The sequence below is a fragment of the Haladaptatus sp. AB643 genome (assembly GCF_024136975.1).
Lineage (GTDB): Archaea > Halobacteriota > Halobacteria > Halobacteriales > Haladaptataceae > Haladaptatus.
In genome coordinates, this window is the sequence record NZ_JAMYJW010000015.1 from 57,118 (window position 1) to 74,485 (window position 17,368).

The 17,368-nt window shown below is 61.2% G+C and carries 18 protein-coding genes; 7 read left to right on the forward strand and 11 right to left on the reverse strand.

What is annotated here, in order from left to right; all coding sequences use genetic code 11:
• Nucleotides 1-373 precede the first annotated feature (373 nt).
• A complete protein-coding gene (locus tag NKF25_RS21870; RefSeq protein ID WP_253228755.1) occupies nt 374-1,801 on the reverse strand; it encodes an O-antigen ligase family protein in 1,428 nt (475 codons plus the stop codon).
• Between the two features lie 259 nt (nt 1,802-2,060).
• Between NKF25_RS21870 and NKF25_RS21875 the strand changes: the two genes are divergently transcribed.
• Complete coding sequence (locus NKF25_RS21875; protein ID WP_253228756.1) at nt 2,061-2,828, forward strand: SDR family oxidoreductase; 768 nt, start codon at nt 2,061-2,063, stop codon at nt 2,826-2,828.
• 55 nt (nt 2,829-2,883) lie between these two features.
• Entirely contained in the window at nt 2,884-3,018 is a 135-nt protein-coding gene (locus tag NKF25_RS21880; protein WP_253228757.1) for a transporter, read from the forward strand.
• A 47-nt stretch (nt 3,019-3,065) separates the two neighbouring features.
• Here NKF25_RS21880 and NKF25_RS21885 read toward each other — a convergent pair whose 3' ends face one another.
• Entirely contained in the window at nt 3,066-4,100 is a 1,035-nt protein-coding gene (locus tag NKF25_RS21885) for an LLM class flavin-dependent oxidoreductase (protein ID WP_253228758.1), read from the reverse strand.
• A gap of 73 nt (nt 4,101-4,173) precedes the next feature.
• Nucleotides 4,174-4,530 (reverse strand): hypothetical protein, encoded by a 357-nt coding sequence (locus NKF25_RS21890; protein ID WP_253228759.1) that lies wholly within the window; start codon nt 4,528-4,530, stop codon nt 4,174-4,176.
• Between the two features lie 609 nt (nt 4,531-5,139).
• On the opposite strand from NKF25_RS21890, the gene NKF25_RS21895 reads away from it, so the two are divergent.
• From NKF25_RS21895 to NKF25_RS21910, 4 genes are all read left to right on the forward strand, one after another.
• Entirely contained in the window at nt 5,140-5,544 is a 405-nt protein-coding gene (locus tag NKF25_RS21895; protein WP_253228760.1) for a hypothetical protein, read from the forward strand.
• A 73-nt stretch (nt 5,545-5,617) separates the two neighbouring features.
• Nucleotides 5,618-6,259: a rod-determining factor RdfA gene (gene rdfA, locus NKF25_RS21900; RefSeq protein ID WP_253228761.1), complete on the forward strand. Its 642-nt coding sequence runs from the start codon at nt 5,618-5,620 to the stop codon at nt 6,257-6,259.
• Between the two features lie 169 nt (nt 6,260-6,428).
• Entirely contained in the window at nt 6,429-6,815 is a 387-nt protein-coding gene (locus NKF25_RS21905) for a RidA family protein (protein WP_253228762.1), read from the forward strand.
• 15 nt (nt 6,816-6,830) lie between these two features.
• A complete protein-coding gene (locus NKF25_RS21910) occupies nt 6,831-7,898 on the forward strand; it encodes a glucose 1-dehydrogenase (RefSeq protein WP_253228763.1) in 1,068 nt (355 codons plus the stop codon).
• Nucleotides 7,899-8,488: 590 nt separating this feature from the next.
• On the opposite strand, the gene NKF25_RS21915 is transcribed toward NKF25_RS21910, so the two are convergent.
• From NKF25_RS21915 to NKF25_RS21925, 3 genes are all read right to left on the reverse strand, one after another.
• Entirely contained in the window at nt 8,489-9,700 is a 1,212-nt protein-coding gene (locus NKF25_RS21915) for an aminotransferase class V-fold PLP-dependent enzyme (protein ID WP_253228764.1), read from the reverse strand.
• A 120-nt stretch (nt 9,701-9,820) separates the two neighbouring features.
• The gene (locus NKF25_RS21920; protein ID WP_253228765.1) at nt 9,821-10,549 is read right to left on the reverse strand and encodes a glutamine amidotransferase; all 729 of its coding nucleotides are present in this window, start codon (nt 10,547-10,549) and stop codon (nt 9,821-9,823) included.
• 44 nt (nt 10,550-10,593) lie between these two features.
• Entirely contained in the window at nt 10,594-11,418 is an 825-nt protein-coding gene (locus NKF25_RS21925; protein WP_253228766.1) for a PIG-L family deacetylase, read from the reverse strand.
• A 100-nt stretch (nt 11,419-11,518) separates the two neighbouring features.
• On the opposite strand from NKF25_RS21925, the gene NKF25_RS21930 reads away from it, so the two are divergent.
• Nucleotides 11,519-12,634, forward strand: a complete 1,116-nt coding sequence (locus NKF25_RS21930; RefSeq protein ID WP_253228767.1) for a mandelate racemase/muconate lactonizing enzyme family protein — start codon at nt 11,519-11,521, stop codon at nt 12,632-12,634.
• An 18-nt stretch (nt 12,635-12,652) separates the two neighbouring features.
• On the opposite strand, the gene NKF25_RS21935 is transcribed toward NKF25_RS21930, so the two are convergent.
• From NKF25_RS21935 to NKF25_RS21955, 5 genes are all read right to left on the reverse strand, one after another.
• Nucleotides 12,653-13,792, reverse strand: coding sequence for an ABC transporter ATP-binding protein (locus tag NKF25_RS21935; protein ID WP_253228768.1), 1,140 nt, complete (start codon nt 13,790-13,792; stop codon nt 12,653-12,655).
• A complete protein-coding gene (locus tag NKF25_RS21940) occupies nt 13,789-14,901 on the reverse strand; it encodes an ABC transporter ATP-binding protein (RefSeq protein WP_253228769.1) in 1,113 nt (370 codons plus the stop codon). The genes NKF25_RS21935 and NKF25_RS21940 overlap by 4 nt, the downstream gene beginning before the upstream one ends.
• A gap of 127 nt (nt 14,902-15,028) precedes the next feature.
• A complete protein-coding gene (locus NKF25_RS21945; RefSeq protein WP_253228770.1) occupies nt 15,029-15,268 on the reverse strand; it encodes a hypothetical protein in 240 nt (79 codons plus the stop codon).
• Complete coding sequence (locus tag NKF25_RS24515) at nt 15,265-16,308, reverse strand: ABC transporter permease subunit (RefSeq protein WP_253228771.1); 1,044 nt, start codon at nt 16,306-16,308, stop codon at nt 15,265-15,267. Before NKF25_RS24515 ends, NKF25_RS21945 begins: the two co-directional genes overlap by 4 nt.
• Nucleotides 16,295-17,320 carry an ABC transporter permease gene (locus NKF25_RS21955; RefSeq protein WP_253228772.1) on the reverse strand — a complete coding sequence of 342 codons (1,026 nt, stop codon included), beginning with the start codon at nt 17,318-17,320 and terminating at the stop codon, nt 16,295-16,297. The genes NKF25_RS24515 and NKF25_RS21955 overlap by 14 nt, the downstream gene beginning before the upstream one ends.
• Between the last annotated feature and the right edge of the window lie 48 nt (nt 17,321-17,368).

Sequence of the window (17,368 nt, forward strand, 5' to 3'; positions counted from 1 at the left end):
CGAGGACTATAGGCGATTCGGTTTCTGTCGTTTCCCGTTAGTTCGACGAAGATACACAATGATATACTGATTACCTGTTCGATTAAAACTTCAGTGTGGGTCGAGCGTGCCATCTGTCTACTTAATGACTGTCCATGTTAACCCTACAAGAGATAAGTCTGTGAACGTAAATTGGTACTATAGATGGCGATCGCAGGCCCTAAGTTAGAACTCCCAGAATCCGCCGGTTTCTGGACCGCATTCCTCCTTTCGGTACTCGTTTCCCTGTTCCTGTGGGCCGTAATATTTCGATTACTCTAATCCTTTTACCAATCTTGAATTGGTGTTGGTTTCGGAGAAGTATCGAATAAACAAGATCGTGGTTTGAATTCGCTCAGTCTCGATAGCCGCAGATGAGATAGCCGAACACGAGCGCCGAGAGGACCGACCCGATCTCGGTGTTGAATAGCGTGTACGCTTCGAACATCTGATGGACCGCGAATCCGAACGCGAACGCGAGCATCGCAACGTCGACGCTGTCCCGCCGGACGATTCCTTCGAGGATGCTTCCCCCGACGAGTGTGAGGTACGCGAGCCCGCCTACCACACCGACCTGGAGGAATATCTCCACGTATGAGTTGTGCGGGGAGCGTCCACGCATCCTCTCGACGGAAATGAACGGAGCGATGACGTCGTGCGTGTTGACGACCCCGTATCCGATCGGCGACGGAGCGTGGTAGACGGCCCGAACGCCGGCTTTCCAGAGAACGAATCGGCCGCTCGCGTCTATCGGCAGTACCGAGAAGAGAATCCCACCGAGGAACAGAATCGTTATCGCTCCCAAACCGACGACGGTGAATGGGAGACTTCTACGGTCGAAAGCCAGGTATCCGACGTAAATGATAGATGCCAGGCCGAACGCGAGCCACGATGATCGGGAGTAAGAGAGGACGAGGGCGACGACGTTCAACAGCAGGAGCGGTATCGCCACCGAGGCCGCGACGTACCGCCTGTGTCGTACGGAATCGCTCGCCAACACGAGCGCCCCGAACGCGCCCGCGAAGGCGACGATTCCGGTGGTGTTCGGGTTCGCGAATATCGACTGGAGGAAATGGGTTTGACCGAAGAGCGGGAGGCCGAACGTCGCTTGAAACAGTTGGATTTGCAGCCACGACAGTTGGTAGTCCCCGATCATGTACGCCGGAAGACCCACCACGGCAGCGAATGCGGAGATGAGCGATACGGCCCAGAGGAAGACGTTACGATTGACGTATCTCGGCAGGAAAAAGAGGCTCAGTCCGAAGATGAGCGCCACGTACACGACGAACGAGGCTTTCGTCGATCCGGCACTCATTTCCTTGACGTGATAGAAAAACACCCCAAGCAACACCGAATACGCGCCGATGAACAGCGCCCGACTTCGAACGAACTCCACGAGGCGATGGCCGAGAATCGGGTACAGAACGTACAGTAAGAAGACGAAAGCGACTTGGAAAGTCCGTCCGTCCGGCGGGATGTATTTGTTGTGTTGTCGCAGGAGGACGAACGTCAGCAGTATCAGTACGCACACTTGCGCGATATGTAGCCACAAGTTCCGGTCCCGGTTGTAATAACTGTACATGAGCAACAAAACCGGAGCGAGGTAGAGATAGAGCATGTCGATATGAAACGACCCGTACTGTTCGGGTGCGTTCGGCACGCGAAGGAGAACCACGACGAAGAGGAGTGGTATCAAAAGCAGTTGGAGCAGGGCTATCGGTTGAAACTCGTCGGTAAGGGGATTCAGGGAGACAGAAGTCTTTCGTTGGTTACGGATACTCATTGGTTTGATCCTCGCTATCGGTACTACCGTTGAACCATAGCATAAAAAGAGTATTTCTTTGCCTTTTTATATAATTTAGGAATAACTAAACATGACACATCTCAAATATTCGATTGTGAACACAGGAACGAAGGCGTACACCCGGAGGTATCGCTCATCGTGGAAAACCCCCTGTTTGTGCTCACTTTGATGAGTGAACGTCGATGGAGATGTGTATTCCACACAAAGTTAATCCGGTCTGTCGTCCTGTTTTCACACGATGTCGAACGAACTATTCGATTTGGAAGGGGAAGTCGTGGTCGTGACCGGCGGAACGCGGGGTATCGGGCTCGCCATCGCGCAGGCGTTCGCCGACGCTGGTGCGGCCGTCGTTCCCACGTCCCGTAGCGAGGAGGCCGTCGATGCCGCCGTCGAGGACGTCCGAAATCGTGGCGCGGATTCTCTGGCGTCGCCCGTCGATGTCGCCGACGAGGACGACATTACGAAACTGTTCGACCGCGTGGAGTCGGAACTCGGCGGTGCCGATATCGTCGTGAACAACGCCGGATTCAACCCGGACGACGCGCTCGGTAAGCCAGAGGACATCTCCGCAGACGCCTTCGATTCGGTGATGGACGTCAACCTCCGCGGTGCGTTCCTCTGTTCGAAACACGCTGCAGAGCGGTTACACGAATCGGGCGGGAGCGTCATCAACATCGCCAGTGTCGGCGGGATGGTCGGCCTCCCGCGCCAGCATCCGTACGTCGCGTCGAAACACGGCCTCGTCGGACTCACGCGCAGCCTCGCGCTCGACTGGGCACCGACCGTCCGGGTGAACGCCGTCGCTCCGGGCTACGTCAGCACCGACCTCACCGAGGGCCTCGAAGCGAACGACCGACTCCGACAGTCGATCATCGACCGAACCCCGATCGACCGCTTCGCGGAACCCGAGGAAATCGCCGCACCGGTCCTCTTTCTCGCCAGCGACGCCGCCTCGTTCGTCACCGGAAGCTGTCTCACCGTGGACGGCGGCTGGACGGCGCAGTGAAGGGGACAGGAGTTCCGCCACAACTCCTATCCGCTGGTCGCTGGTATCCGACGGTATGGTTCGACTCTCTTCGACGGTGATCCTCGCCGGTATCGTCCTGTTGCTCATCCCGATTCCCCCCATCGCGACGATTCTCGGGATACTCACCCTCGCCCTCGGAGCCGTGCTTCGATTCATGTTCGACATGTAGTGGGGCGAGGCGCGTTTCCCCGTTATCGTGAGGCGCGATTTACCCGGTTACCGTGGCGTCAATCCGACCGCGTCCGCGAGCAGTTCGTGTGACCGGAGTTCGTCTTCCTGGTTCGCGAACTGGTTCTGCACGATGACTTCCTCGACACCGGTTTGATCGGCCATCTGGTCCAACAGACCGCGGACGGTGTCGGGACTGCCGGAGATTTGGCGCGGCCATTCGTGCGGAACGATGGTGTCCGGCGTTGGGTCGGGGACGCCACCGAGTTCGTCGATAGCCGTCTCGACCGAGTAGATCGGGTCCTCGCTCACGCGGCCCTGCTGCAGTCGCTGTCGGGTCGCCTCCGGGACCGCGCGAAGCCGTGCCGCCTCCTCGTCCGTCTCGGCACAGGTGACGTTCACCGCGATCATGCCGTACGGTTCGTCCGGTCCCGCACCGTTCGGCGACGGCTGGAAGTGGTCCCGATACACCTCGAACGCCCGGACTGCGGGCTTGGGTCTGATGAACGACGCAAAGCAGTAGCGCAGCCCCAATTCGCCCGCGACCGCCGCGCTCGACGGGCTGGAGCCGAGCACCCAGACGTCCGGAATTCCGTCGCGTGAGCGCGCGACGGACAACTGCTTGAAGGGGTTGTCGTCGTCGAAGCCGCCGTAGAGGTACTTCGTCACTTCGTCTATCTTTTCGGCGTGGTCGTTCGGGTTCCGCTGTTGGCTCCGCTCGTTCTGGAGCGCGAAGTCCGAGACCGGATTCCCCGTCGCGCGTCCGAGTCCGAGGTCGATGCGGTCCGGGGCGAGCGCGTCGAGGACGCCGAACGTTTCGGCCACCTTGTACGGGCTGTAGTGATTCAGAAGTACCGTCCCGGACCCGACGCGGATATCGGACGTTTGGGCGGCCAAATGGGAAATCAGCACTTCGGGCGTCGTACTGGCGAGCCGGTCGGTGAAGTCGTGGTGTTCGGCCACCCAGAATCGAGAGTATCCGAGCCGTTCGGCGTGCTGTGCGCGTTCGAGCGTGTTTTCGAACGCCTCCGTCGCCGTGCCGTCCTCCGGAATCGGCGCGAGGTCCACGAGCGATAGTTCCATACTCGGGATTACCGCGCGAAACGGATAACCGTGACTTCCCCGGAAGTTTCAGTGTCGGAGTTCAGTTATCCGATTACCGGGAAAACAGCTGTCGGAGGCGGTCCAGCAGTCCAGTCGATATCGACAGTTCGCGGGCGATTTCGTTCACCTCCTCGTCGGAGAACTGCGAGTCCCGACGCGCATCCGCGACCCATTTCTCCCACTCCGATTCCGAGAGGGTCCCCCGCGAATCGCTCTCCCACTGGTCTTCGAGCGCTTCCCGGTCGGCGAAGGGAATGTCCATTCCACTGTCGCCCCAGTAGAGCGGTGCGAGTTCGAACTCGTACTCGTCGTCGTCCACGAAGCGAACCCGATATGGGTAGCCGTTGTAGAGGATGAGGTCGTCCTCCGTGACCGTCTCCCCGTTCGGAAGCCGTAGCGTGCGTGTCATCTACTTGCCGACGAGTACGTGAGCGAGACTTTTGTTCGTTCGCATGCGTGACCCGACCACAACTCGGTACGATCCGTTCCCGGAACCCCGCCGACCGTCCATGCGACACGGAACGCATCCATCGGATGGCGTTGCTACCAGTGGCAGAGCTAGGTTAATGTGTGATTGAATGCATATATTCGAAAGCGATTATTTCTGTGATGAATATTGCCCGTATCCCGTTTTTGTACCGTGAAAATATTTGGAAATTATGATCCCTCAAGGTGGGGTTTCTACACTGTGTACGGTCGTTGCTACTCGTTTCAGTGGTCACCGACCGACGCAACTTGAACTGGATTCGAGCATTCGGACCATCCAGTCCGAGCTAAGCTTGGCCAGAAGCGGTGGAAGGTGTGAATTTCGTCCAAACCCGCCCTGACCATACGATATGATCGGTTCAGATCCCTAAACTGACAATATTATGGTCATTTGCAGCATCAATAAAATTCTTGAAAGATGATCCGTAGATCGTTGATGGAACCGGAAATCACGTGCATTCGCCGACGGGTGGTGAGTTAGTTTCACATGCAAGCCCAGGCCTTAGACGAGTTCGACCGCTGCTAGATAACGATGTTCGGACCACTCACTATCGGGAAGAAGGCGGCAAAGTTCGGCTACAAACGATACGGAATTCCGGGTGCGGTCGCCGCCGGAGGGACCGGTGTCCTCGGATATATCGCCGTACGACGCGCCGTCAAATCGGTCGTGAAGCGGAAGGATGTCGGCGGAGCCGTCGATGCGGGTACGATACAGTCGGCCGTCGAGGAAGACGGACTCGACGCTGTCACCGACCGTGAAACGCTCGAATCCGCGATCGACGAGGAGAAGCTCGGTTCGGCCATCGACATCGAAGACGTCCAGACGGCGACGGAGGAGGAGACGGACGAAATCAACGACGTGCAGGCGGACGAGGGAGGCGAAAAAGAAGAAAATAACGACCCGAACTCGGACGACAAATCCGCTGACGAATCGTGAACGCGACCTTCGGTCGACGGTGGACTCGCTCAGTCGGTACGCTTTTGCGCTTCTATCGTCCTACTGTCTACTAATGACCGACGGCGGAACCAAAGCCGAGGAAAAGGTGCCGAACAGCAAGGTTGCGCGGGTACTCCGCGAGTACGATCTCTCGGGCTTCGACGAGGAACTGGTGCATCGTTGGACCGCGGACGGAGAAGAGCGACGTAGCCTTCGACAGTTGGCCGACGACGTGAACCGGGAACTGGTTCGAGTCGCGATGGAGAACGCCGGAATGACGATTCTCGACGGCGACGTGCCGAACACGTATCGACTCCTCACCGACGACGACGTGAGCGCGGGGATGCGAACCGAGGCCGAAACCACCCTCCAGCGCGAGGGCGTGGACGTCGAGCGCCTCCGTTCCGATTTCGTCTCACATCAGGCCGTCCACACCTACCTCACGAAACGGCGCGGCGCGGAGAGTCCCGACACGCCGTCCGACGAGGAATCCGTGGAACGCGGCGCGGAGACGATCCGACGACTTCGGAGTCGGACGGCGGCCGTCAGCGAGAAGACGCTCCGGACGCTTCGGGACACCGACCGGATTTCGCTCGGTTCGTTCGACGTACTGGTCGACGTTCGCCTGTTCTGTGAGGACTGCGGAAAGCAGTACGATGCGGTCGAACTGATTGAATCGGGCGGTTGTGACTGCGGAAACGACGAAGAGGCGTAGCTTCTCTCGTTTTCCCGATACCGTTCTCCCAACCTTCAGTGGCGCGTCCGGCGGGTTTTATAATTCAGCGGTTTGATTACACGGTTTGATGACCGGTACCACACTCCATCGAAGCGAATGCATAGTCCGTATCGAGACCACCGCCGCGGCAATCCCGGAGGTGAACTGAATGGAAGAGATCAGCACCGACGACGCGCCGCCGAGCATCGGCCCCTTCTCGCAGGCCATCCGCGACGGGAACCGGATTTACGTCTCCGGTCAGGGTCCCGTCGACCCCGAGACGGGCGAAATCGTCGAGGGCACCATCGGCGAGCAGACGGCGCACACGCTCGAAAACATCGATGCCGTCTTACAAGCCGCCGGGCGTTCGCTGGATGACGTGGTCAAAGCGACCGTTTTCGTACAGGACATGGACGATTACGACGAGATAAACGAGGTGTACGCCGACTACGTTTCCTCGCCGTATCCGGCCCGAAGCGCCGTCCAAGTCGAGGATCTGCCCATCGATATCGGCGTCGAAATCGAAGTCGTCGCGAGCGCTCGCGGGGAGGAGTGATGAGGAGGTGATGGGATGAGAGCAGTCGCAGTTCGGCGCGGTGAACCCGGCCCACAACTCATCGACGTTCCGAAGCCGACCCTGGAATCGGGAGAGGCACTGGTCCGGACCCTCCGGGTCGGTATCGACGGCACCGACCACGAAGTCATACAGGGAAACCACGGCGGCTATCCGGATGGAGAGGACTATCAGATTCTCGGCCACGAGGCCGTCGGCGTGGTCGAGGACCCGAACGGAACCGACTTCGACGCGGGCGACCTCGTCGTCCCGACGGTCAGACGACCGTCGGGCGAGCCGAACGAATACTTCGAACGCGGCGAACCGGATGTCGCGCCCGACGGAACGTACCTCGAACGCGGTATCGTTGGCGCGCACGGCTACATGTCCGAGTACTTCACCAGCCCCGAGGAGTACCTCGTCCCCGTCCCCGACGAGTTCGCGGAGACCGGATTTCTGGTCGAACCGATCAGCAACTCCGAGAAGGCCATCGAGTACGCCTACGCTAGCCGCTCGGCGTTCGAGTGGACGCCCGATTCGGGCCTCGTCCTCGGCAACGGTCCGCTCGGGTTGCTCACCTTGGCGATGCTCGTGACCCACGACGATTTCGACCGCGCCTACTGTCTCGGCCGCCGGGACCGCCCCGACCCGACCATCGACATCATCGAGAGACTCGGCGCGACGTACGTCGATTCGCGGGAGATTCCGGTGGACGACATCCCCCACGCCCACGAAGCCATCGACTTCGTCTACGAGGCCACGGGCTACGCGCCACACGCTTTCCAGACCGTCGATGCCCTCGCGCCGAACGGCGTCGCCGCCCTGCTCGGCATTCCGGGCGACCACACGTTCGAAATCGACGGTGGTCGTCTCCACCGGGATATCGTGCTCCAGAACAAGGCGCTACTCGGTAGCGTCAATTCGAACGTCCGTCACTACGAGATGGCTAAAACGTCGCTCGCGGAATTCCCCGACTGGCTCACCGACGAACTGATAACCGGCGTGTACGACCCCGAAGACGCCGAAAAGGCGTTCGAATCCGGCCACGATGTCATCAAGACGGTCGTCGAATTCGACACGCTGTAACGTCGTTTAGGGTCGAACTTCGTTTCTTCGTCGGCAGTGTTTTGAGACGAGTGTCGGATGGGGAATCTCCGGGACGGGTGACGGTAACCTGACCGTTGGGGAGTCGCCAATCCAATCGACCGCCAAAATTTCGCCAGTGCGATCAACCGACAGGGCGGGACTAAAAGGGGCCACCCGCTCGCGTTTACGTGGCCGTCTCCGCGAGCAACTATTCCCGTGCGGACAGTGTGGGGAGCACGAGAATATCTCGTGGAGCGGCCGCGAGCGGGTGGGGGGCTTTCGAGGACTTGGTCCCCGTTCAGTCGGTGTCGATAGCACCGCAAATTCTCAACAGCAGCCACAGCAACAAGCGCAGACACCAACGTCAAACACCGCAGTTGCTAGCGTTAATGGGACTGCACAGCAACCGCACCGCCAGCACACGCCACGGAGGTTGGGATGGAATAGAAAGCTCTCAATCGCTCGCTACGAGCTGAATTTGGTTGGTTTGTGATTTCAACGACCGAGCGGGAATGAAGACCGCACCGCCCTCACCCTCCCAAGCTTCCTCGGTCACTTGCTCGCGGAGGCTGATAACACTGTTTTGCTCGCTATTTCTCGACTTGCGCGACGATTCGTTCGACGGCGTACTCCGCCTCCTCGTCCGTGAGGCACATCGGGTTGACCGTGAACTCACCATCCGTGAGCGCGTCCGCGCCGACGAAGACCCGGGGTTCCTCGCGTCGCAGGCCGCCGACCACGTCGGTCGCGGTGACGCCCGCGAGTTCGGCATCGACGCTGACGACGACCTCCGGCGCGACGGCGGTTTTGTCGTCGGCCGTGAGATGCGTTTCGTATCCCGAAACGGCGTCGAGTTGCTCGGCGATTCGCTCCGAGCGGTCGAGCCACTCCGAAACGCGGGCGTCGTGGTCGTCCTCCACGAAGAGTTGGAGGGCGCGAATCAGACCGACGAGTTCCTCCTTGCCGACCTTCATCGGACGACCGATTCCCTGTCGCGGGACGCCGCCGAGTTCGTTCGGATTCACGAGTTCGGGGGCCGGTTCCCACACGTCCTCGGCCGCGTGCATGTCGAGGTGTTGGGCCGCGACGGACTGGACGAGGTCCTTCCGTCCGGCGAGGATGCCGGTCGTTTGCGGGCCGCGAATCGCCTTCCCGCCGCTGAACGCGACGAGGTCGGCACCGGCCTCGATGAAGGCCGAGAGGTTGCTTACGGGTGGGAGTTCGGCCGCCGCGTCCACGATGACCGGAACGCCGTTGTCGTGAGCGATGTCACAGACGACTTCGAGCGGCGGTTCGGTGTAGGACTTCTCCATGTACGCGACGGCGGCCGTGTTCTCGGTTATCGCGTCCGCAATCTCCCACGGTTCGACGTTGCGCGACCCGGTTCCGAGGTGGCGGTCGTTCGATCCCACGTCCACGATGTTCGCGCCAGCGGCGCGGAGCGCGTGGTCGTAGCCAGTTCGGTGGGTTCGTGGCATGACGATTTCGTCCGGCACGCCCTCCGTCTCCGGTAGTCGCGCCATCGCCCCGATGTCGTCTCCCGCGATGCACGCCGCCGCGCCGAGTGCGAGAGCGCTCGACGCGCCGCAGGTGACGTATCCCGCGTCCGCGCCGGTCACGTCGGCGATCAACTCGCTCGCCCGGGCCTGCAGGTCCGAGAGGCGGACGAACGCCGCTGACGCGCGGGCCATCGCTTCGACTGCCTCCGGTCGGATGCGACTGCCACCGATCCTCGTCTTCGTCCCCGTCGCGTTGACGACGTGCGGGACACCCAACTCCTCGTAGATGGTTTCGTTCGGCATACGAACGTCTCACGCGGCATGGAATAAATAGATTCGCCGTTCGCGTGAGGATTTGGTCGGGAACGCTAATTTCGTAATGTGAAACGAGCCGGGTCGAAAACAGAAACCCGAATCCGGAAGCTAACAGACACGGTCGAGAACGCGCTCCCAGAGCGTCGGGAGGCCGTCCCACGACAGTAGCCCTTCGGGTGCCCAGTGTGGCGCGCAGTCCGTCGCATAGGCGAACGAACTCCCGTCGCCGTAGTCGCCGATGGCGAGGAACGGGTCGTCCTGCACGGTCGCCCAGACTTCCGCTTCGGGTTTCGCAGTCGTCCGGTTGTAGCCGAGGACGTGCGGCCACTCGTCCGGCAGGTCGGCGTCCGGCACGCCCTCGTTTTTCGGCACCGCGCCGCTCGGCGTCTCCACGCGGTCGTCCCCCGCAGCGATTTCGACGGGAAGCACGTCGGCGAGCGGCGTCATGCCGTAGCGTGCCTGTCCGCCCTTTCCGGCGAAACTCATGTAACCGCCGATCATGCCGAGCGCGCCGCCGTCACGGACCCAGTCGGCCAGCACCGCACAGCGGTCGGCGTCGGTATCGCCCGCCGCGACTCGGTCGGTTATCTGGAGCGAGTCCGCGCCGATGTCGCTCAGGAGGACGAGGTCGTACTCGTCCAATTCCTCGGCCGTCCGCGGGAAGGACTTCGCGGCGACGTGACACGGTTGATAGGTCACCGACGCGCCGACCGATTCGAGCGTCTCGATGAACTCGTCGGCCGATTCGCCATATTCGCTGTCGTGCATGACGTTTCTCCCTTTGATTTCGAACTGCACGGTCGTCCACGATTCGCCAGCGAGCAAAACGTTCGTCATTGTTCCCGGTGTCAAACCCTCGGGGTATAATCCTATCGTTCGCGTCAGAACGGGAACAGTCGCGCCGCCTCGTCCTCGGTCAGCGGCGTTCCGTATTCGCTCGCCTCGAACGCCTCGGCGTACTGGACGTCCGTACCGTCCGGACCGTACCGTTCGACCAGTCCGTCGCGATACCGGCCAGCCACGTCCGAAAGCGCCCGGACGTGAGGAAGGCCACCGTTTCGCAACCAGCGGAACCGCTCGCCAGGGTCGTCGGGCACCTCGTCGATGGTCCCCTCCACGTACGGAAGCCACTCGTACATCTGGCTGTCGTGGCAGTCGAGCATCTCGAACTTGCGCTCGACGGTGTCGTCGATGTCGACCACCACGTCAGGCGAGAACGGATTGGGTCGGTCGAACGTGTCGCTCATGTACGCGAAGACGGGGTTCGATTCGAGCGCGGGCGTCTCGGGGCAAACGTTCGGAACGGCGACCATGTAGGCCGCATCCCGCACGAGTTGCGCCGTGTAGCGGTGGTCCGGGTGGTAGTCGTTCGGGCGGTGGGTAATCACGAGGTCGGGACCGAACTCCCGGATCCGTTCGATGAGTCGTTCGCGATTTTCGAGCGACGGTTGGAGTTTTCCGTCCGGAACGTCGAACAGTTCGAATTCCGCACCGGCGACCGTCGCGGACGCGTTTCCCTCCTCGCGTCGTCGTCGCACCAACTCCTCCCCCTGGAGGTCGTGGTGCCCGGCGGAACCGTCCGTCATCGAGAGGAACAACACGTCGTGACCGTCATCGGCATATTTGCACGCCACACCACCGACTTTGAGGTCGCAGTCGTCGGGATGCGCGCCCACGACGAGGACCCCCAGCGTCTCCGTAGTCATCAGTTGCCCGAACACGATTCCCTGACATAAGTTCTCCGGGCGATGGGTACGAAACCGCCGCTGTGGAGAGTTATTTGTAGGTGGGCTGTGAGGGTGAGATATGTCGGTTACGAACGTGTCAGCCATCCCTGTAGAGATGGGTGTCCAGCCACTCGAATCGGGACTGGGTCTCGCACCGTACGTGAGCAACCACGACCAAGTCGAATCCGTCACGCGAATGCTCGTCAAAGTCGAGACCGACGAGGACGTAACCGGGTGGGGGGAGATGCTCGTCGGCATGAAATCCGCCACGGTGACGAAGGCCGTCATCGACGACGTGGTCGCGCCGGAACTCGTCGGGCGCGAAATCGGCGACATCCGCGACTTCGTCGAGTCGTTTTATTTCCCATACGTGAAAGTCCGGCCGTTCCTGGGGGCCGTCGAAACCGCACTCTGGGACGCGCTCGGAAAGAAACTCGACGCGCCGGTGTACCAACTGCTCGGCGGCAAGACCCGCGACGAAGTCGATATCGCGACCTGTCTCGGCATCCTCGGACCCGAGGAGTCGCGTACCTACGCCCGGCGAGCGGTCGATCATGGCTTTTCCACGTTGAAAACGAAGGCCGGGCCGGATTGGCGCGAGGACGTAGCGCGAATCCGCGCGATGCACGACGAGGTGGACGGGGAACTCGAATTCCGACTCGACCCCAATCAGGGCTGGGCGTTCGAGGACGCGGTGCGCGTCGCCACCCGCCTCGAAGAGGAAGGTATCCTACTCCAGTATCTCGAACAACCCGTCCGCATCGACACCTACGGAACCTACGCCTCGCTCCGAAACCGCGTCCGAACCCCGATAGCGGTCAACGAGGACACCTACTTCCCGCGGAACCTCCGCTTTCTGTTGCAGGCCGACGCCATCGACGTGGCCGTCGTGGACCTCGTTCCGGCGGGCGGTATCCTCGCCGTCCGGGACCAGGTCGCCATGGCGGCCAACGCGGGCGTCTCGGTCTCACACCACTGCGGGTTCGACCTCGGTGTCAAGACGGCCGCGGTGCTCCACACCGTGGCGAGCACGCCCGGCATCAACCTCCCGCCGGACAGCACGTACTACGGCTGGGACGACTACATCATCGAGGAACCGTTCGAAGTCGAGGACGGCGCGTATCCGGTGCCCCACGGACCGGGCCTCGGCATCACGGTGGACGAGGAGAAAGTCGAGCGGTATCGGTGTGACTGAGAAGTAAAACATTCGAAATCAGTCGCCCTCGGCCGATTCGCTCGTCGCGGGACCCGCTTTCACGGGCTCTCCCTCCGCCAGTGGCGCACTGTTCCAGTACTCGTGATTGCCCTGCTGTCGGAAACACGCCGACCGGCGGCCGTCGCCGTCGTGATCGGCCAGGGTCGGACACTCCTTCGTACACGCCTCCCGCGCTTCGGGACAGCGCGTGTGGAACCGACACCCGGACGGCGGATCGGTGGGCGTGGGGATGTCGAGCGAACGGATCGGCGGGTCAGTGACGCCCGCGGAGCGGTTCCTGAGGTCCGAAGTCGCCCACAGCAGCACCTTCGTGTAGGGGTGCTGTGGGTCGTGGATTATCTGTTCGGGCGTGCCGATTTCCACGAGTTCGCCGAGGTACATGATGCCGATCCGGCCGTTCGCCCGTTGCGTGAGGTGTTTCGCGTTGGCGAGGTCGTGGGAGATGTAGAGGTAGGACGTGTCGAACTGTTCTTGTAATTCCAGCATTAGGTCCATCATCTCGGCGCGAAGGCTCACGTCGAGCGCGCTGATGGCCTCGTCCGCGAGGATGAGGTCGGGGTTCATCAACAGCGCCCGGATGAGTACCACGCGCTGTTGTTCACCGCCCGAGAGTTGATGCGGATAGCGGTTGGCGTAATCCTCCGCCGGGGCCATCCCGACGTATTCGAGCAGCCCGTAGATACGGGCGCGGCGGTCCGCCTCGCTCATCTCCGGTTGCCAGTGTTTCAGCGGGTCGGCGAGGCTCGATTCGACGGTGTAGTTCGAATTGAGCGAGCTACCGGGGTCCTGATGGATCATCTGGAGCGACCGGCGGATTTCGCTGGACGAATACTCCCCCTCGGATTTTCCGCCGCCGAACCATCCACTGGATTCCTTCGTTTCCCAGACGTCCTGGCCGCGGTAGAGTACTTTTCCCTCGGTGGGGCGCTGGACGCCGATGGCGGTCTTTCCGAGCGTCGTCTTTCCACACCCGGACTCGCCGACGAGGGCGACGATGTCGTTTTCGTACACGTCGAGGCTCACGTCGTCCACGGCGTGGACGGTTTCCGAACCGACGAGGCCGAGCAACCGTTCCTTCTCGAAGTGGACGCTCACGTTTTGTAGGGAGAGCAACGGTTCGCCCGTTCGGTCGGTCATCGTCGCTCACCTCCGTTGGCGTTCGCGTTTACGTCCGCGCTCACATCGGCTCCCGAGTCGCCGAGCGTCAACGGAATCTCCTCCCGGGCGTTTCGCCAATGGAAACACGCGACGTCGTGGCCGTCGGCCACGTCGTGCAGGTGCGGAACCTCGGTTCGGCACGTCTCGTCCGCCAGCGGACAGCGCGGATTGAACGAACAGCCCTTCGGAAGCGACACGGGGTCGGGACTCGATCCCTCGATACCCTCGATGTCCATCGCCCGGTCCGAGATGTTCGGCACGGCGTTGAGCAACGCGCGAGTGTACGGATGGGCAGCGTGGTCGAGGAGTTCGTCCGTTGGGCCGAGTTCGACGAGGTCGAAGGCGTACATCACGGCAAGCCGGTCGGCGAGGTCGGCGATCAGCGGCAGGTCGTGCGTGACGAACACCATCGTCAGGTCGTACTTCGCCTGTAGATCCTCCAGCATGCCGATGATGGACCGCTGCATGAGGAGGTCGAGTGCCGCCGTGGGTTCGTCCATGACGACCACGTTCGGGTCGAGGACGAGACCGAGCGCGATGAGCGCCCGCTGTTTCATCCCGCCCGACAGTTCGTGCGGATGCGAGCGGAGCACGCGGTCGGCATCGAGGTAGAGGTCGGCGAGTAATTCACGAGCGAACGCCATCCCCTCGGTGCGGTCGGCGTCGTGCGCGCGGAGCGTCTCCTCGAAGTGACTGCCGATGGTCATCGTCGGGTTGAACGCGCTCTGGGCTCCTTGGATGACGAACGATATCTCGTTCCAGCGGAGGGCGGTGAGTTCCTCGCGCGAGAGCGAGAGCACGTCCATCGGTTCGCCGCCGTCCGGCGGATGGTAGATGACTTCGCCGTCCACCTGTCCGGGTGAGACGATGGCATCGAGCATCGCGGAGGCGAGCATCGACTTTCCGGACCCGCTCTCGCCGACGATGCCGAGCACTTCACCCGCGTGAACGTCGATGCTGACGTCGCGGAGAACGCGGGAGTCCCCACGGTCCATGCTGAAGGAAACGCTGGCGTCGCGCACCTCCAGGATCACGTCTTCGTCGGGGGGCGTGCTCGCTCCCGGCGTGGATCGATAGTTGGTCGCCATGCTGGCTACCTCCAACGGCCGTCGGTTTCGTGCTTCCGGACGGCGTGTCGATGGCTTTCGCAAGCGATTCGATTCGGGTTCGTGGTTCGTGCGGTGTACATGGGTCGTATCGTGAATCGTGAAGTCATCAGTTGTACCCTATCAGTCGGAGTCCGAGGTGGCCGAAGATGGCGTAAACGAAGGCGCTCGTCCCCAGGATGGCGAGCATCCCGGAGAGGACGCCGTTCGTCACGAACGGGACGTACCCCGAAAGAAGAACGGCGAGCGCCCAGAAGACGACACCCAGCATGGTGACGAAGGCGATGAACGACTGGCGAACGACGAGCAACAGGGAGACGGCCTGCCCGTGGTCGGCTTCGACGCTCATTCGTCACCTCCGGTGCTTTCGTGGCGAGCACGCAGTCGGACGTTGAACACCCGGTCGAGCCCCTGTGCGAGCAGGATGAATCCGAGCGAGATGAGGATGATGAGCACCATCGGGATCAGCAGCCAGTGAATCTGGTTCGGGTTCGTCAGGTCAGCCTGATTGTACGCTTTCTGCATCATCAGACCCCAGTTCGGGTTCGATTGCGGGAGGATACCGAGGAAGTATAACCCGACGGATTCGAAGATGATACTCCGGGAGCTATTGGCGAAGTTGACCGAGATGTACGGCATCATGTTCGAGATGACGTCCTTCCGGAGGATGTGGAACTCGGATAAGCCCATGATCCGGGACGCTTCGGTGAACGACTCCTCGCGGATGCTCAGCACCTGCGAGCGAATCGTACGCGCCAACTTCGGCCAGTTGTCGATACCGAGGATGAGGCCGACGACGTACGGTTGCTCCGGTTGGTAGATGCTCGCCAGCACGATGACCAACGCCAGTCCGGGAATCGTGAGGACGACGTCGGTGAGCGTCATCAGCGCGGAATCGGTGCGGCCACCACGATACCCCGCCACCGTCCCGATTACCGTCCCGAGACAGACCGAGACCAACGCACCGGCCAGAATTATTTCGAGCATCGCCGGTGTCGAGTGAACGACCCGCTTGAGTATCGATTTCCCCATCACGTTGGTTCCGAGCGGATACTGCCAGTTTTGAAACGGCGGTACGAATATCGGCCCCTCCATCACGGTGGCTTTCGGCACGAGAACGATGCCGAACGGTTCGATGGCGACGATACCCACGGCGACGAATCCCAGGAGGATGAGCGAACCGACGAGCGCGCGCCAGTCGTCCAACAACACCGCGGTCGGCGCGTAAATCCGTCGTTCAAACGACCTGCGCGCTTTCTCCCGCGTCGTCAGTTCGGGGACGTTCGACATCTGCGTGAAGATGCTGTCGTCGATACCACCCCTGGACCGCTCGCTCGTCCCGCCATCGGTTCGTGCGGCGGAGTTCTCGGACTCCTCAGTAGGATTCACGGCTACTTCCTCCTTTGACGCGCGGGTCGATGACGCCGTAAGTCAAGTCGGCGATGAGGATTCCGACGAGCGTGATCGCGGTGAAGAAGATGAATGCCCCCATGATGACCGGGTAATCCCGGTTCATGAGCGCGTTGAACGTCACCAATCCCATCGCGGGATAGTTGAAGATTTTCTCCAGAATGATGCTGCTGCCGAAGATGCTGGCGATGCCCATCATGATGCTCGTGTAGACGGGCAACAGCGCGTTCCGACCGACGTAACGGATGGCGATTCTCCCCTGACTGATGCCGCGCAGTTGCGCGACCCTGATGTAGCCTTCACCCATCTCGCGGATGCAGTTGCCCCGGAACGCCAGCGCACCGCCGAACCCGGCGATGAACGACGACAGCACGGGGAGGATGGCGTGTTTGACGACGCCGACGATGAACGGCAAGTTGAGTCCGGCCGTCGTGTTCGGATCCATCCGTCCGCCGCTCGGCAGCCAGCCGAGGTAGAACGAGAAGACGATGAGCGCGAGGATGGCGACGATGTAGTACGGGACGGTGGTGTTAGCGATGGAAACCATCGTCATTCCGGTGTCGAACGGGCTTCCCTCGTTGTACGCCATCACCGCGCCGAGCAGCAAACTGACGGTCGTCCCGAGCGCGAGGCCGTAGATGCTGATGAAGATCGACCACGGCATCGCTTCGAACAGGATGTCGAAGACGGGCCTGTTCTTGAATATCGACCGCCCGAAGTCCTGATAGAGGACGATGTCTCGAAGGTAGTCGTAGTACGCGACGTACCACGGCTGTGATGGGTCGATACCCGTATAGGTCCGCACCATCGCGTTGATGTGTTCCATCTGCTGGGCCGATGGACTGTTCCCCTGTTCCAGCATCTGTTGCATCAGATGGATCTTCACCATCTGAACCGGGCCGAACGGAAGCATCCGGTACAGAGCGAACGTTACTGTCAGCGCGAGGAAAAACACCAGCACTGACTGGCCGATCCGCTTCCAATAATACATCGTGTTACTGTGCTTGTGTTTCTCCCACCGCAATAAAGGTATGGGAGA

Excerpts from the sequence above, each read along its gene's own strand:
- NKF25_RS21935 (WP_253228768.1), bottom strand. The coding sequence starts at position 13,792 with ATGACCGACCGAACGGGCGAACCGTTGCTCTCCCTACAAAACGTGAGC.
- NKF25_RS21930 (WP_253228767.1), top strand. The coding sequence starts at position 11,519 with ATGTCGGTTACGAACGTGTCAGCCATCCCTGTAGAGATGGGTGTCCAG.
- NKF25_RS21905 (WP_253228762.1), top strand. The coding sequence starts at position 6,429 with ATGGAAGAGATCAGCACCGACGACGCGCCGCCGAGCATCGGCCCCTTC.
- NKF25_RS21885 (WP_253228758.1), bottom strand. The coding sequence starts at position 4,100 with ATGGAACTATCGCTCGTGGACCTCGCGCCGATTCCGGAGGACGGCACG.
- NKF25_RS21955 (WP_253228772.1), bottom strand. The coding sequence starts at position 17,320 with ATGTATTATTGGAAGCGGATCGGCCAGTCAGTGCTGGTGTTTTTCCTC.
- NKF25_RS21875 (WP_253228756.1), top strand. The coding sequence starts at position 2,061 with ATGTCGAACGAACTATTCGATTTGGAAGGGGAAGTCGTGGTCGTGACC.
- NKF25_RS21915 (WP_253228764.1), bottom strand. The coding sequence starts at position 9,700 with ATGCCGAACGAAACCATCTACGAGGAGTTGGGTGTCCCGCACGTCGTC.
- rdfA (WP_253228761.1), top strand. The coding sequence starts at position 5,618 with ATGACCGACGGCGGAACCAAAGCCGAGGAAAAGGTGCCGAACAGCAAG.
- NKF25_RS21920 (WP_253228765.1), bottom strand. The coding sequence starts at position 10,549 with ATGACGAACGTTTTGCTCGCTGGCGAATCGTGGACGACCGTGCAGTTC.
- NKF25_RS21940 (WP_253228769.1), bottom strand. The coding sequence starts at position 14,901 with ATGGCGACCAACTATCGATCCACGCCGGGAGCGAGCACGCCCCCCGAC.
- NKF25_RS21945 (WP_253228770.1), bottom strand. The coding sequence starts at position 15,268 with ATGAGCGTCGAAGCCGACCACGGGCAGGCCGTCTCCCTGTTGCTCGTC.
- NKF25_RS21890 (WP_253228759.1), bottom strand. The coding sequence starts at position 4,530 with ATGACACGCACGCTACGGCTTCCGAACGGGGAGACGGTCACGGAGGAC.
- NKF25_RS21870 (WP_253228755.1), bottom strand. The coding sequence starts at position 1,801 with ATGAGTATCCGTAACCAACGAAAGACTTCTGTCTCCCTGAATCCCCTT.
- NKF25_RS21880 (WP_253228757.1), top strand. The coding sequence starts at position 2,884 with ATGGTTCGACTCTCTTCGACGGTGATCCTCGCCGGTATCGTCCTGTTG.
- NKF25_RS21895 (WP_253228760.1), top strand. The coding sequence starts at position 5,140 with ATGTTCGGACCACTCACTATCGGGAAGAAGGCGGCAAAGTTCGGCTAC.
- NKF25_RS21925 (WP_253228766.1), bottom strand. The coding sequence starts at position 11,418 with ATGACTACGGAGACGCTGGGGGTCCTCGTCGTGGGCGCGCATCCCGAC.
- NKF25_RS21910 (WP_253228763.1), top strand. The coding sequence starts at position 6,831 with ATGAGAGCAGTCGCAGTTCGGCGCGGTGAACCCGGCCCACAACTCATC.